Source organism: Pectobacterium sp. A5351 (assembly GCF_028335745.1).
Lineage (GTDB): Bacteria > Pseudomonadota > Gammaproteobacteria > Enterobacterales > Enterobacteriaceae > Pectobacterium.
The window spans coordinates 163,353-178,013 of the sequence record NZ_CP116477.1 but is presented as its reverse complement, the minus strand read 5'-3'; the positions used below and the strand labels follow the sequence as shown (position 1 = coordinate 178,013).

16 protein-coding genes are annotated in these 14,661 nt (G+C 53.6%); 13 read left to right on the top strand and 3 right to left on the bottom strand.

What is annotated here, in order from left to right:
- The first annotated feature begins 217 nt into the window (after positions 1 to 217).
- The 5 genes from ftsN (at position 218) to rraA (ending at position 4,761) form a co-directional block, all read left to right on the top strand.
- Positions 218 to 1,123 (top strand): cell division protein FtsN, encoded by a 906-nt coding sequence (ftsN, locus tag O1Q74_RS00825; RefSeq protein ID WP_271875593.1) that lies wholly within the window; start codon positions 218 to 220, stop codon positions 1,121 to 1,123.
- Between the two features lie 83 nt (positions 1,124 to 1,206).
- Positions 1,207 to 1,737 (top strand): ATP-dependent protease subunit HslV, encoded by a 531-nt coding sequence (gene hslV, locus O1Q74_RS00820; RefSeq protein WP_271875592.1) that lies wholly within the window; start codon positions 1,207 to 1,209, stop codon positions 1,735 to 1,737.
- Between the two features lie 9 nt (positions 1,738 to 1,746).
- The gene (gene hslU / locus O1Q74_RS00815) at positions 1,747 to 3,078 is read left to right on the top strand and encodes an HslU--HslV peptidase ATPase subunit (RefSeq protein WP_226309521.1); all 1,332 of its coding nucleotides are present in this window, start codon (positions 1,747 to 1,749) and stop codon (positions 3,076 to 3,078) included.
- Positions 3,079 to 3,223: 145 nt separating this feature from the next.
- Complete coding sequence (locus tag O1Q74_RS00810; protein ID WP_271875589.1) at positions 3,224 to 4,141, top strand: 1,4-dihydroxy-2-naphthoate polyprenyltransferase; 918 nt, start codon at positions 3,224 to 3,226, stop codon at positions 4,139 to 4,141.
- A 134-nt stretch (positions 4,142 to 4,275) separates the two neighbouring features.
- Entirely contained in the window at positions 4,276 to 4,761 is a 486-nt protein-coding gene (gene rraA / locus O1Q74_RS00805) for a ribonuclease E activity regulator RraA (protein WP_180743875.1), read from the top strand.
- Positions 4,762 to 4,879: 118 nt separating this feature from the next.
- Here rraA and zapB read toward each other — a convergent pair whose 3' ends face one another.
- Positions 4,880 to 5,119, bottom strand: a complete 240-nt coding sequence (gene zapB, locus O1Q74_RS00800; RefSeq protein ID WP_225086497.1) for a septal ring assembly protein ZapB — start codon at positions 5,117 to 5,119, stop codon at positions 4,880 to 4,882.
- A 696-nt stretch (positions 5,120 to 5,815) separates the two neighbouring features.
- Here zapB and O1Q74_RS00795 point away from each other — a divergent pair.
- From O1Q74_RS00795 to fpr, 4 genes are all read left to right on the top strand, one after another.
- A complete protein-coding gene (locus O1Q74_RS00795) occupies positions 5,816 to 6,655 on the top strand; it encodes an MIP/aquaporin family protein (protein ID WP_180775882.1) in 840 nt (279 codons plus the stop codon).
- A 53-nt stretch (positions 6,656 to 6,708) separates the two neighbouring features.
- On the top strand, positions 6,709 to 8,220 hold the full coding sequence (glpK, locus tag O1Q74_RS00790; RefSeq protein ID WP_271875584.1) for a glycerol kinase GlpK: 1,512 nt from the start codon (positions 6,709 to 6,711) through the stop codon (positions 8,218 to 8,220).
- 134 nt (positions 8,221 to 8,354) lie between these two features.
- Positions 8,355 to 9,365: a class II fructose-bisphosphatase gene (gene glpX / locus O1Q74_RS00785; protein ID WP_271875582.1), complete on the top strand. Its 1,011-nt coding sequence runs from the start codon at positions 8,355 to 8,357 to the stop codon at positions 9,363 to 9,365.
- A gap of 294 nt (positions 9,366 to 9,659) precedes the next feature.
- Entirely contained in the window at positions 9,660 to 10,406 is a 747-nt protein-coding gene (gene fpr / locus O1Q74_RS00780) for a ferredoxin--NADP(+) reductase (protein ID WP_271875580.1), read from the top strand.
- Between the two features lie 17 nt (positions 10,407 to 10,423).
- Here the strand turns inward: fpr and O1Q74_RS00775 are convergent, their stop codons facing one another.
- Entirely contained in the window at positions 10,424 to 10,846 is a 423-nt protein-coding gene (locus O1Q74_RS00775; RefSeq protein WP_271875578.1) for a DUF805 domain-containing protein, read from the bottom strand.
- Between the two features lie 257 nt (positions 10,847 to 11,103).
- Between O1Q74_RS00775 and O1Q74_RS00770 the strand changes: the two genes are divergently transcribed.
- The 4 genes from O1Q74_RS00770 to O1Q74_RS00755 all read left to right on the top strand — a co-directional run bounded on the left by O1Q74_RS00770 (position 11,104) and on the right by O1Q74_RS00755 (position 13,418).
- Entirely contained in the window at positions 11,104 to 11,703 is a 600-nt protein-coding gene (locus O1Q74_RS00770) for a YiiQ family protein (RefSeq protein WP_271875576.1), read from the top strand.
- Positions 11,704 to 11,882: 179 nt separating this feature from the next.
- Positions 11,883 to 12,650: a triose-phosphate isomerase gene (gene tpiA / locus O1Q74_RS00765; protein ID WP_225086490.1), complete on the top strand. Its 768-nt coding sequence runs from the start codon at positions 11,883 to 11,885 to the stop codon at positions 12,648 to 12,650.
- A gap of 236 nt (positions 12,651 to 12,886) precedes the next feature.
- Positions 12,887 to 13,117: a BrnT family toxin gene (locus O1Q74_RS00760; protein WP_271875575.1), complete on the top strand. Its 231-nt coding sequence runs from the start codon at positions 12,887 to 12,889 to the stop codon at positions 13,115 to 13,117.
- Positions 13,104 to 13,418 carry a BrnA antitoxin family protein gene (locus O1Q74_RS00755; protein ID WP_010299332.1) on the top strand — a complete coding sequence of 105 codons (315 nt, stop codon included), beginning with the start codon at positions 13,104 to 13,106 and terminating at the stop codon, positions 13,416 to 13,418. Before O1Q74_RS00760 ends, O1Q74_RS00755 begins: the two co-directional genes overlap by 14 nt.
- Before the next feature lie 136 nt (positions 13,419 to 13,554).
- Here O1Q74_RS00755 and aguA read toward each other — a convergent pair whose 3' ends face one another.
- Positions 13,555 to 14,658 carry an agmatine deiminase gene (gene aguA / locus O1Q74_RS00750; protein WP_271875571.1) on the bottom strand — a complete coding sequence of 368 codons (1,104 nt, stop codon included), beginning with the start codon at positions 14,656 to 14,658 and terminating at the stop codon, positions 13,555 to 13,557.
- Positions 14,659 to 14,661: the final 3 nt, after the last annotated feature.

Genomic DNA, 14,661 nt, shown 5'->3' with positions numbered 1-14,661 from the left:
ATTCGAGTTTCAGGAAGGCGGCAAGGGAAGGAATCCCGATGAGCTTACTCAGGTAAGTGATTCGGGTGACAAATCTGCCGGGAGCAGATTTGAACGCTGCTTGCAGCGGCCCTTCAGGGCGAGGCCCACGACGGGCCGAGTATTTGAACGCAGCCAACGCACATGCAACTTGAAGTATGACGGGTACATTTACCTATCAATTCACAGCGAAACGACAGTGGCACAAAGAGACTACGTGAGCCGGGGACGTTCATCAGGGACGCGTCGGAAAACGACAAATAGCCGGAAAAAAGGCAAGGCTTCAGGTGCGTCCAAGACGATGATCGCACTCGCTGTTGCCGTTTTGGTCACCTTCGCGGGCGGTCTGTACTTTATCGCCCATAATAAACCCGACGATTCACCCGTCCTGCCGCATCAGAATGTGGGTAAAGGTAACGGGCTGCCACCCAAGCCGGAAGAACGCTGGCGCTACATCAAAGAGCTGGAAAATCGCCAATTGGGTGTCACAACGCCAACGGAGCCTTCTGCGGGTGGCGAAATTCAGTCGCCAGTGCAGTTGACGGATGAACAGCGCCAATTGCTGGAGCAGATGCAATCTGATATGCGTCGTCAGCCAACGCAGCTCTCTGAGGTGCCATACAACGACCAGACTCAGGTTCCGCGTTCTCAGGTAACGATTAAGCCGCCGACACAACCAATGCAGCAGCAGCCTGTTGTGACGACGCAGCCCACCACGCGGGCACCGGCTGTCACGCAAACGACGCCAGTGGTTCCAAGACAAGATATTCCAAAACAAGACATTTCAAGACAAGACATTGCAAGGCAAGAAACGCCAAAACAGGAAGCGCCGAAGCAACAGCCGGTCAAGCAGACTGAAGCGCCAAAAGTCGAAAAAACGCAACGTTGGGCGATTCAATGTGGTTCATTCAAAACCCTGGATCCTGCCGAATCGGTGAGAGCGCAGTTGGCATTTGCCGGTATCGAAAGCCGCATTACCTCCAACGGTGGATGGAACCGTATTATGCTGGGGCCTTATAACAACCGTGCTGCCGCAGATAGCATGATCCAACGCCTGAAGAGTGCGGGCGCATCAAACTGTATTCCTCTTGCCAGCGGGGGTTGAAAAACCCCACGCTTTCCCCCATCTATAACATCAATGTGCCCCGAATCATGCGGGGATCTTTTTCTTCAAACGGGGACTAACTCGTGACAACAATCGTAAGCGTACGCCGCAACGGCCAGGTGGTCATTGGCGGTGATGGACAAGCCACTCTGGGCAACACCGTGATGAAAGGCAACGTGCGTAAGGTACGTCGCCTCTACCATGACCGCGTTATCGCCGGTTTCGCAGGCGGCACGGCGGATGCCTTCACCCTTTTTGAGCTTTTTGAACGCAAGCTGGAATTGCATCAGGGTCATCTGGTGAAAGCCGCTGTCGAACTGGCGAAAGACTGGCGTACCGACCGTATGCTACGCAAACTGGAAGCCCTGTTGGCCGTCGCGGACGAAAATGCTTCTCTGATCATTACCGGTAATGGCGATGTCGTGCAGCCTGAAAACGATCTGATCGCCATTGGTTCCGGCGGTCCTTATGCGCAGGCCGCCGCGCGTGCTTTGCTGGAAAACACCGAACTGAGTGCGCGTGATATCGTCGAGAAATCTCTGGGGATTGCGGGCGACATCTGTATCTACACCAACCAGTTCCACACGATAGAAGAATTAGCCTCCAAGGCGTAAGGATCAACTATGTCTGAAATGACCCCGCGCGAGATAGTCAGCGAACTCGACAGCTATATCATCGGCCAGCATAAAGCGAAACGCGCCGTTTCCATCGCACTGCGTAACCGCTGGCGTCGTATGCAGCTGGACGAAGCGCTCCGCCACGAAGTGACGCCTAAAAACATTCTCATGATCGGCCCAACCGGCGTAGGTAAAACCGAAATCGCTCGGCGTCTGGCGAAACTCGCCAATGCGCCGTTCATCAAAGTGGAAGCAACCAAATTCACCGAAGTGGGCTATGTCGGTAAAGAAGTTGACTCCATCATCCGCGATCTGACGGATTCCGCGATCAAAATGGTGCGCCTCCAGTCCATCGAAAAAAACCGCTTCCGTGCGGAAGAGATGGCGGAAGACCGCATTCTGGACGTGCTGATTCCACCAGCGAAGAACAACTGGGGGCAGGCAGAAAGCACGCCTGAACCTTCCGCTGCACGTCAGGCATTCCGCAAGAAACTGCGTGAAGGCCAGTTGGACGACAAAGAGATCGAGATCGATCTGGCTGCCGCACCCGTTGGCGTAGAGATCATGGCACCACCGGGCATGGAAGAGATGACCAACCAGCTCCAGTCCATGTTCCAGAATCTAGCAGGCCAGAAGCAAAAAGCCCGCAAGATCAAAATCAAAGATGCCTTCAAGCTGCTGATAGAAGAAGAAGCCGCCAAGCTGGTGAACCCGGAAGAGCTGAAGCAGCAGGCGATTGAAGCCGTTGAGCAGCACGGTATCGTATTCATCGATGAGATCGACAAAATCTGTAAGCGCGGCGAAAGCTCCGGCCCGGATGTTTCTCGTGAAGGCGTTCAGCGCGACCTGCTGCCGCTGGTTGAAGGCTGCACCGTATCCACCAAGCACGGGATGGTCAAAACCGACCATATCCTGTTTATCGCCTCTGGCGCGTTCCAGGTTGCCAGCCCGTCCGATCTGATTCCAGAATTGCAGGGACGTCTGCCGATTCGTGTGGAATTGCAGGCGCTGACGACGGAAGATTTTGAGCGCATCCTGACAGAGCCGAGCGCCTCGCTGACCGAGCAGTACAAAGCGCTGATGGCGACGGAAGGCGTGAATATTTCGTTCACCGCCGATGGCATCCGCCGTATTGCCGAAGCCGCCTGGCAGGTAAACGAAAGCACCGAGAATATCGGCGCGCGCCGTCTGCATACCGTGATGGAGCGTCTGATTGAAGACGTGTCTTACGACGCCAGCGAAATGAACGGCCAAAGCGTTACCATTGACGCAGATTACGTACGTAATCATCTGGATGAATTAGTAGCAGATGAAGATCTGAGTCGATTTATCTTATAATCCGTTTTCGCGGATCGCACGATTAACGATAAAGTGGGAGGCGTTGGCCTCCCACTTTTGTTTCTGACGCCGCCATCACTGACTTTTCTTGTTTATAAACGGATGATTCACGCAATTGAATCGTCAATAAAAATTGAAGCACACCATGACCTTATCGACCCATAGCAGCAAAACCAAAGCCTGGCTGGATAGCCTGCGTCCAAAGACGTTGCCATTAGCTTTTGCGTCCATCGTCACTGGCTCGGCGATTGCGAGCTGGCATAGCAGCTTTAAACCGGGCGTAGCATTACTGGCGTTGTTGACCGCCGGACTGCTGCAAATCCTTTCCAATCTGGCGAACGACTATGGGGATGCGATAAAAGGCAGCGACACCGAGGAGCGTATCGGGCCGTTGCGTGGCATCCAAACCGGTGCCATTACGCTGACGCAGCTGCGCAATGCGCTAATCGTGACCGTGGCGCTCACCATCATTTCCGGCGTGAGTCTGGTGATTCTGGCGTGTGAAAAGCCCGCAGATATCTTTGGCTTCCTGATTCTGGGGCTGCTGGCGATTTTCGCCGCCATCACCTATACCGTCGGTAACAAACCCTACGGTTACATTGGGCTCGGCGATATCTCGGTGCTGATTTTTTTCGGCTGGCTCAGCGTCGCCGGGTCGTATTATCTGCAAACTGGCCACTTCGACAGTATCGTGATGCTACCTGCCACGGCCTGCGGTCTGTTGGCGACAGCGGTCTTGAACATCAACAACCTGCGCGATATCGACAACGATCGCATCAGTGGCAAGAACACGCTGGCGGTGCGCCTCGGCGCGGAAAAAGCGCGTTTCTACCACACAATACTGCTGTTGCTAGCACCAGTTTGTCTCGGTCTGTTTGCCACGTTTTATCTGCACAGCCTGGCGGGTTGGCTCTTTATTCTGACGCTTCCGTTGCTGATTAAACAGGCGCGCTATGTGCTGCGTGAAACCAGCGCATTCAGCATGCGTCCGATGTTGGAAAAAACGGTGAAAGGCGCGCTGCTGACCAACATTCTGTTCGCCGTTGGCGTGATACTGAGTTAGTGCGGGTAAAGTGAGCGAAGGCGAAAAGCGGTGCGTATTTACTGATGCGCATCAAGTTAACATTTGATGATTTTGCCAACAGCCGCCAGAAAGGGATATACTCATGATTCCGGCGGCAAACAGACGTTAATCCTATGAAATACGATACTTCCGAACTGTGCGATATCTACCACGAAGAGGTGAATGTTGTTGAGCCTCTGTTCTCTAACTTTGGCGGGCGTACTTCATTTGGTGGCAAAATCACCACGGTGAAATGTTTTGAGGATAACGGCCTGCTGTTCGATCTCCTTGAAGAGAACGGTCTGGGGCGCGTGCTGCTGGTCGATGGCGGGGGCTCCGTGCGCCGCGCGTTGATCAACGCGGAAATCGCCCGGTTGGCGACGCAAAACGAATGGGAAGGCATTGTCGTTTATGGCGCGGTGCGTCAGGTCGACGACTTGGCTGAGCTGGATATTGGTATTCAGGCGATGGCCGCCATTCCGGTCGGTGCCAGTAGCGAAGGTATCGGCGAAAGCGATATTCGCGTCAACTTCGGCGGCGTGACCTTCTTCTCCGGTGATCATTTGTATGCCGATAATACTGGTATCATTCTGGCGGAAGACCCGCTGGATATTGAATAATATCGTTGAATCTCCGCGTTTTTATTGCGGTAACATCATCACAAAAAAGGGCGATAACCGCCCTTTTTTATTTGGCTCAATCGATAATTGATTCCTTCGTCTGAGCCGGCAAGTCCTATCAGACTTCTTCCATTTTGCCTAACAGCGCGCGTAAGCGCTCTTGCCATACCACTTGCTCTTCTTTCAACTGTTCGTTCTCGCGCACCAGCGCGTCACGTGAACCCGCTGCCGCCTGAACATCCTGCGACAGCGCGTTGTTCTGCTCTTTCAGCTCTTCAATTTCCATTTGCAACAGCGTGATGGTATCAATCGCCTGCTGAACTTTCGCTTCCAGCTTTTCAAACACTTCAAATGACATTCTTCAAACCCCTTTTAATCGCAACAAGGCAAAGATCGGTTAACGCTGGCTTTCGGACTCTGTAACCAACACCCAACGGTGCCGCCATCCGCCCGTAAACATAATCCTGACCGCGGGACGGCTGGCAAGACAGACCATAGCGAAATTGTATGTAGCCAACCGCCACCTGTCTAGCGCACATCCCCCACTACACGAGTGTGGCAGCTTTTCTTATGTAACACTATCAGTACAAACTGAAAAACGGGCAGCGCGAACTGAAAAACAAGCTGCGCAAACGGAAAAGCGAGTGGCATAGGCTGAAAACGACTCCTGTTCGCCTCCCCATTACTCCTATGTTACCCAAAATAATTCAAATTGTAGGAAGGCGGCAATCGCACGAATCCCCAGGAGCTTACACCAGTAAGTGACTGGGGTGAGTAAGGGAAGCCAACGCACATACAGTTTGAAGTATGACGGGTAAGTGTTAATAAATTTAACCTGAGCGTTACTATCACCCCTGTGTGAAAAATCACTTAGAGTCATTTTATAAGCGAATACGCTCATTTTTTTGACACGCAACACACATTTAAATTTCGATATTTCTCGTTTTCGAGCATTAACGATAAATTCACATCATAAATACATTTAAAACAGAGGATGCCACTAAGCGGTATCCTTAGACCTACCACTCTGTACGTTACCCAGCAGGAAAAAAATATGAGCCAAGCAGAACGTTCAACGCTAAAAGGCCAGTGTATCGCCGAATTTCTCGGCACTGGCCTGCTGATTTTCTTCGGTGTCGGCTGCGTCGCCGCATTGAAACTGGCGGGAGCCAGCTTCGGACAGTGGGAGATCAGCATCATTTGGGGTCTGGGGGTTGCGATGGCAATCTACCTGACTGCCGCCATTTCCGGCGCCCACCTCAACCCGGCCGTTACCATCGCCCTGTGGCTGTTTGCCTGTTTCGATGGTCGCAAGGTGGTGCCTTACATTCTGGCGCAGATTGCGGGGGCATTTTGTGCCGCCGCGCTGGTCTACGGTCTGTATCACAATCTGTTTGTCGATTTTGAACAAGCCAACAATATGGTGCGCGGCAGTACGGAGAGTCTGAGTTTAGCCGGCATTTTCTCAACCTATCCGAACCCGCACATTTCCGTCATGCAGGCGCTGCTGGTTGAAACCGTCATCACTGCCATCCTGATGTGCCTGATTCTGGCGCTGACCGACGATGGTAACGGCATTCCACGTGGGCCACTCGCTCCCCTGCTGATCGGTATTCTGATTGCCGTCATCGGTGCGTCTATGGGGCCGCTGACCGGCTTCGCCCTCAACCCGGCGCGTGACTTTGGTCCTAAGCTGTTCGCTTTCCTGGCGGGCTGGGGCAACGTGGCCTTCACTGGTGCACGCGACATTCCTTACTTTCTGGTTCCTATCTTCGGCCCCATTATCGGTGCCTGTCTGGGTGCCTTCGGTTATCGCGCGCTAATTGGCCGTAATCTGCCATGCGATGTCTGCGAACCCGAGGCAGAAACTACCACGCGTCGTGAAAGCCGTTAAACTTAACGCCACGACCATCCTATTTCACGGTTAATCATTACAGGATTGGATTTATGAACCCGGAAAAAAAATACATTGTCGCGCTCGATCAGGGCACAACCAGCTCCCGCGCCATCGTACTGGATCACGATGCCAATATCGTGAGCGTCTCGCAGCGTGAATTCACTCAGATCTATCCAAAAGCAGGCTGGGTAGAGCACGACCCGATGGAGATTTGGGCATCACAAAGCTCCACGCTGGTCGAAGTGCTGGCTAAAGCCGACATCAGCTCGGATGAAGTCGCGGGCATTGGTATCACCAACCAGCGTGAAACCACCGTGGTCTGGGAAAAAGAGAGCGGCAAACCGATTTATAACGCCATCGTCTGGCAGTGTCGTCGTACTGCTGAAATTTGTGAAAAACTGAAGAAAGACGGTCTGGAAGAGTACGTTCGCAACACCACTGGACTGGTGGTCGACCCCTACTTCTCCGGCACCAAGGTGAAGTGGATTCTGGATCACGTTGAAGGCTCTCGTGAACGCGCCAAACGCGGCGAACTGCTGTTTGGTACGATTGACACCTGGCTGATTTGGAAAATGACGCAGGGGCGTGTTCACGTCACGGATTACACCAACGCTTCCCGCACCATGCTGTTTAATATTCATACGCTGGAGTGGGATACCCGCATGCTGGAAGCGCTGGATATCCCACGTGAGATGCTGCCAGAAGTGCGCGCGTCGTCAGAAGTGTACGGCCAGACCAACATTGGTGGTAAAGGTGGTACACGTATTCCCATCGCTGGTATCGCGGGTGACCAGCAGGCGGCGCTGTACGGCCAGCTTTGCGTCAACCCAGGACAGGCGAAAAACACCTACGGCACCGGCTGCTTCCTGCTGATGAATACCGGTAAAGAAGCGGTGCTGTCCAAACACGGTCTGCTGACCACCATCGCCTGCGGCCCACGCGGCGAAGTTAACTACGCGCTGGAAGGCTCAGTGTTCGTTGGCGGTGCCTCTATCCAATGGCTGCGTGACGAACTGAAGCTGATCGGCGACTCAATGGACTCCGAATACTTTGCGACGAAAGTGAAGGACTCTAACGGCGTCTATGTCGTACCCGCCTTCACCGGTTTGGGTGCCCCTTACTGGGACCCGTATGCCCGTGGCGCGATCTTCGGTCTGACCCGTGGCGTGAACGCTAACCACATCATTCGTGCGACGCTGGAATCGATTGCCTTCCAGACCCGCGATGTACTGGATGCCATGCAGGCAGACGCCGATACGCGCCTGAAAGCGCTGCGTGTCGACGGTGGCGCGGTCGCCAACAACTTCCTGATGCAGTTCCAGTCCGATATTCTCGGTACGCGCGTGGAACGTCCAGAAGTGCGTGAATCCACGGCGCTGGGTGCTGCGTTCCTGGCTGGCCTTGCTACTGGCTTCTGGAACGATCTGGATGAAGTGAAGAGCAAAGCGACTATCGAGCGGGAATTCCGCCCCAGCATCGAAACGGTGGAGCGCAATGTTCGCTACAGCGGCTGGCAGAAAGCCGTGGCTCGTGCCCGTAGCTGGGAAGATCACGACGCGTAATCCATCCACTAATCCATCAACAACGGGCACGCCTGTCGCGCCCGTTTTTTCATCTCGCTCAATCGCCCTTCTCCCGTTGTGATAAAATCGCTGCCACATCTCTTCCTTTCCCGATCGACAACAGACAGGTATTTATGAAACGTGAATTAGCCATTGAGTTCTCACGCGTCACCGAAGCAGCCGCGCTGGCTGGCTATAAGTGGTTAGGCCGTGGCGACAAAAATGCCGCCGACAATGCTGCCGTACAGGCGATGCGCATCATGCTGAACCAGGTCAATATCAACGGCCAGATTGTCATCGGCGAAGGGGAAATCGACGAAGCGCCGATGCTATTCATCGGTGAGCAGGTCGGCACCGGTCAGGGCGATGCCGTGGACATTGCCGTCGACCCGATTGAAGGCACGCGGATGACGGCAATGGGTCAGGCGAATGCACTGGCCGTGCTGGCTGTCGGTGAAAAAGGCGCATTTCTGCACGCGCCAGACATGTACATGGAAAAACTGATCGTCGGGCCCGACGCGAAAGGCGCAATTGACCTCAACCTGCCGCTGGCGGACAACCTACGCAATGTCGCGATCAAGCTGGGCAAACCACTCAGCCAGTTAACGGTGATTACGCTGGCTAAACCGCGTCACGATGCCTGCATCGCGGAAATGCAGCAGTTGGGCGTGAAAGTGTTCGCGATTCCAGACGGCGACGTGGCCGCCTCCATTCTCACCTGCATGCCGGAGAGCGAAGTTGACGTGCTGTACGGCATCGGTGGTGCACCAGAAGGCGTAATCTCGGCGGCCGTCATTCGCGCGCTTGATGGCGACATGCAAGGACGTTTGCTGGCACGTCATCAGGTCAAAGGTGATAACGCCGAAAACCGCCGTATCGGTGAAGATGAGCTGGCACGCTGCCGACAAATGGGCATCGAAGCCGGCGGCGTTCTCAAGCTTGATGACATGGCGCGTAACGATAATGTGATTTTCTCCGCGACCGGCATCACCAAAGGCGATTTACTGGACGGGATCGCGCGTAAAGGCAACATGGCTACCACAGAAACGCTGCTGATCCGCGGTAAATCCCGTACGATCCGCCGGATTAAATCGACGCACTATCTGGATCGCAAGGATCGCACTCTGCACGAGTTTTTGCTGTAACAACCGATTACCCGGCTGACTGATTGTTTCACAGTTGTTAATAAATAGCGTATCGTAGACGCACAAATATAGTGGCGTCGATACCCTAAATAATTCGAGTTGCAGGAAGGCGGCAATCGCGCGAGTCCCCAGGAGCTTACTCAAGTAAGTGACTGGGGCGAGTAAGGACAAATTGGCTTAGCCAATTTGAACGCCGCTTGCGGCGGCCCCTCAGGGCGAGGCTCAGAGATGAGCCGAGTATTGCCAACGCACATGCAGCTTGAAGTATGACGGGTACAACAGGAGCAGAAAAATATGGCTGAATGGGTGACAGGCAAAGTGATTCAGGTGGAAAACTGGACAGAAAGTCTGTTTAGCATTCGGGTTCACGCGCCCACCGATGCATTCACTGCTGGGCAGTATGGCAAGCTGGCGCTGGAGATTGAGGGAGAGAAAGTGCAGCGTGCGTATTCCTATGTGAATGCGCCTAGCGATCCCACGCTTGAGTTCTATCTGGTCACCGTGCCGGAAGGCAAGCTCAGCCCCCGTCTGCATGCGCTACAACCCGGTTCAGACGTCATGATCGTCAAAGAAGCCGCTGGGTTTTTCGTGCTGGAAGAAATTCCTGATTGTGAAACGCTGTGGATGCTGGCAACAGGCACAGGCATTGGCCCGTACCTGTCGATTCTTCAGGAAGGTAAGGATCTGGAACGCTTTAAGAACATCGTGCTGGTTCACGCCGCCCGATTCTCACGCGATCTGAGCTATCTGCCGCTGATGCAACAATTACAGCAGCGCTACCACGGCAAGCTGCGTATTCAGACGGTAGTCAGCCGGGAAGAGGAAACGGGCTCGCTGACAGGCCGCATTCCTCAGCTTATCAGCAACGGTTCGCTGGAAGCTGCCGTGGGCTTGCCGATGGATGCTGCAACCAGCCACGTCATGCTGTGCGGCAACCCGCAGATGGTGCGTGATACCCAGCTGTTGCTGAAAGAAGAACGGCAAATGACCAAGCACCTGCGCCGCAGACCCGGTCATATGACCGCTGAAAACTATTGGTAAACAGTCGGTTGTTTTAACTAGCGGCGGAAGCGAAACGGTTCCGCCTCTACGCCAAAGCGGTTTTCCCCTTTTGTGCCGAGAAAAACGCCGCAGTCGAGCAGCGTCATCACGACAATCAGGATCGGCAGGAAACGACCAATTCCCCACTGCCAAACGGCGGAAAACATCGTCCAGTTCCCCGAAGCCAGCATCCATGCAACCACTAACAGCAGCGCCCACCAGCCGCTCTTATTGCGGTCGTGCAGTCGTTTCACCATAATGGCCGCCGTCGGCCACAGCAATACCACCAAACCAAACGCCGTCGATTGCGTATCCAGCCAGCGTTGGCCGGATAGCGTAAACAGCACCGCCATCAGGGCAACCCAAATGGCCATCCAAAGCCAGAAATCACGACGACCGACTCGGCCTTTAAACGAGAAGCACCACTGCTGTAATGTCATTAACGATAACGCCCTGAATTATCGGCCTGTCTGACCGAATGAATCGGTATTTTGTTCTGGCTGATTTTACCTCAACCTAGACAGTTGCCCGCAATCTTTACGCGATTTTTGTCAGCCACGTGCGATTTCTCACAACGACGTACTTATTTTGACAACGACGTACTTGTTTTGACAACGACGTACAAATGCCGCTTTAATCAAACGTATTACGCCGTTATTGGCCTGAACATCTTCTGAAGTGGCTGACCCGAATCCCTATGACACGAAAACGCATCGCTTCACTTTTGGTTTTATCATCGCTGGTGCTGTACCAGACTCACGCGGGCGCCGATCCGACGTTCCCGCCCAAAACCTCAGCCAATGCGCCGTACCTGCTGGCCGGTGCCCCAACCTTCGATCAAACCATCACGCAGTTCCGTTCCCGCTACAACCTGAGCAATCCGACGCTGCCGATCGGTGAATTTCGGGTTGTCGACACCGGTAATATCACCAGTATGCTGACCCGTGCCGCCAGCCGAATCAACGACCACCTCTATGCCTCAACCGCGCTGGAAAAAGGCACCGGGAAAATCAAAACGCTGCAAATTACCTGGCGACCACAGCCGCAGAGTGAGCAAGAAACTGCGGCGCGTCGTAAGCAGGCCATCGACTATATGGCTGCGCTGGCACGCACGTTCGCCCCGTCGCTAACGGAAGAACAGAGCGTGAAAAAAGTCACCGAACTGCTGGAAAAAGGCAAAGGAAAGCGCTTTTATCCGCAAACGGAAGGCGCCTTGCGTTATGTTGTTGCAGATGATGGCGAAAAAGGGCTAACTTTTGCTGTTGAACCGATTAAGCTAACGCTATCTGAACCGTGATCAACACGGTAATTCATGACGAAAAACAGAGCCACGGTCACATTTCGTCTCTATACTGTGGGCAGGTCATATTGCCTGATGGCAGTAAAATTTGTGCGTCGGTTCACCAACACATTGATTTATTAACTTTTATTTATTAATGCCTTGATTCATTCGCGATTCCGGCTGGAGGAAAAAAGATGCGACATCCATTAGTTATGGGTAACTGGAAGCTGAACGGCAGCACTCACATGGTCAACGAACTGATCGCGGGTCTGCGTAAAGAGCTCAGCACCGTTGACGGCTGTGGCGTAGCGATTGCACCACCTGCTCTCTACCTCGATCAAGCTAACCACCAACTGGCTGGCAGCCGCATCGCACTGGGCGCGCAGAACGTAGACGTAAACCTTTCTGGTGCCTTCACCGGTGAAACCTCTGCCGACATGCTGAAAGACATCGGCGCAAAATACATCATCATCGGCCACTCTGAGCGCCGCACCTACCACAAAGAAAGCGATGAATTCATTGCGAAGAAATTTGGCGTGCTGAAAGATGCGGGCCTGATTCCGGTACTGTGCATTGGCGAAACTGAAGCAGAAAACGAAGCAGGCCAGACAGAAGCCGTCTGTGCGCGCCAACTGGACGCCGTACTGAACACGCTGGGCGCGAAAGCGTTTGAGAACACCGTTATCGCCTACGAACCTGTATGGGCTATCGGTACCGGCAAATCTGCAACTCCAGCACAGGCTCAGGCTGTTCACAAATTCATCCGTGACCATATCGCCAAGCAAGATGCCGCTGTTGCTGAGCAAGTGATCATCCAATACGGCGGTTCTGTGAATGCAGCGAATGCCGCAGAGCTGTTCACCCAGCCGGACATCGACGGCGCGCTGGTTGGCGGTGCTTCACTGAAAGCCGACGCCTTTGCCGTTATCGTGAAAGCCGCAGCCGACGCTAAACGTGGCTAAGCGTTTATAGCAAACGGACGGACACGCGTTCGTCCAATCAAAAAGCCGGTTCGCGCTATCGCGCCAGCCGGCTTTTTTTGATCTCATTCAACTGTCAGTACCACTAGCTTCACTATCAGCTTATCTGCCTGTATCTATACGTTTGACTTCATATTTATTGTAGCTACAATAAATAAATGAAAATTATATTCGACCCGATTAAGAATCAGAGTAATAAGCAAAAACACGGCGTGTACTTGGCCGATGCTGAACATCTTGATTGGGATCGAATGGTTGCCGCATCTGACTCTCTTGGTAACTACAGCGAAGATCGTTACATCGGTATCACTTACGGCCTCGCTTATCTCAACAACCGAATTTATGTCGTCGTATTTACTTACAGCGATGGGGACGATGAAGAAATTTACCGCATTATCAGTTTGCGGAAAGCCACTAAAGCGGAGGTGGAAAAATATGCCAAAACTTAAGCAGGGTACTATCCTCCCTACGGATGAGGAAGACCGTAAAATTCAGGAAGCTATTGCACAAGATCCTGATACACGCTCGCTTGAAGGTGAGAACGTGCAGCTTATGCCTTTCAGTAAATTGAAAGCAATGCGCAAACAGGGACGCCCCGTTAAACCTGCACCAAAAGTACAAGTCAGTATTCGATACTCACCGGAAGTTATCGCAGCCTTCAAAGCGACTGGTCGCGGTTGGCAAACTCGCATGGATGCAGCGATGGCGGACTGGCTTAAAAACCACTCCCCAAACGACATCAAAATTTGATGTAAGCCCTAAACGCCCCCACATAGAGCCAGCTTTCTAAGCTAACCCTAATGAGATGATCCCCCTGTGAGCAGCATGCTAACAGGGGGAATAATCACGGCTAGCGTGATCGCCCACCGTCAGAGAATAGGAAACGTTACTTCGCCGCAGGGATTTGCTGCGTAATGCAGTGAATATTTCCCCCGCCCAGCAGGATTTCCCGCGCAGGCACGCCGCTAATCAAATAGCCAGGGAACATCTGTTGTAGTAGATCGCGTGCAACGTCATCCGTCTTCTCATCCAGCAATGGGAAAATGATTTGCTGGTTGCTGATCAGGAAATTCACATAAGAACCCGCCAGACGCGAACCGGCAAGACGCTCAACCGCATCACCGCTCTCCACGCCCAGCGCTTCCTCTTTGGTTGCATAGAGCGGACCGGGGGCAGGCAATTTCCAGATTTTCAACTGTCGACCCTGAGCATCTTTGGCCGTAGATAACACACGATAAGCGGCCATAGATCGCACGTACTGCGGATCGTTTTCATCATCCGTCCAGTGCAGCGCCACTTCACCGGGGCGCACGAAACAGCACATGTTATCGATATGCCCGTCAGTTTCGTCGTTGTACACGCCCTCTTCCAACCAGATAATCGTCGAAATGCTGAGGTAATCACGCATCAACTGTTCGATTTCCGCCTTGCTCAGGTGCGGGTTGCGGTTCGGATTGAGCAGGCACTCCGCCGTAGTCAGCAATGTGCCTTCACCATCGACATGGATCGAGCCACCTTCCAGAATCAGCGGCGCGGCATAACGCGCAGCCTGATGATAGTCCAGCACCTGCGCGGCGACCTTCTCATCCTGACGCCAGTCTTCATACAGACCGCCAAGTTCGCCGCCCCAGGCGTTGAACTGCCAGTCGATACCCCGACGTTCACCCACCTGATTCAGCACGATGGTTGGACCGGTGTCGCGCATCCAGGCATCGTCGCTTTCCATTTCCACCAGCGTGACGTTCACCGGCATCACTTGTTGCGCATTCGCCATGTAGCGTGCGGGCACGCCCATGATAACCGGCGTATTCTGAGCGATAGCTTCCGCCACGCGCGCGAACGTTTTTTGCGCCGGAACGCCCTGTTCGCGCCAGTTGTCAGTGCGATACGGCCAAATCATCCACACGGCATCATGCGGCGCCCATTCGGCGGGCATCGCAAAACCATCCTGATGCGGCGTGGTGAGATGAGGAGTAGCTAACTGTGACATCAC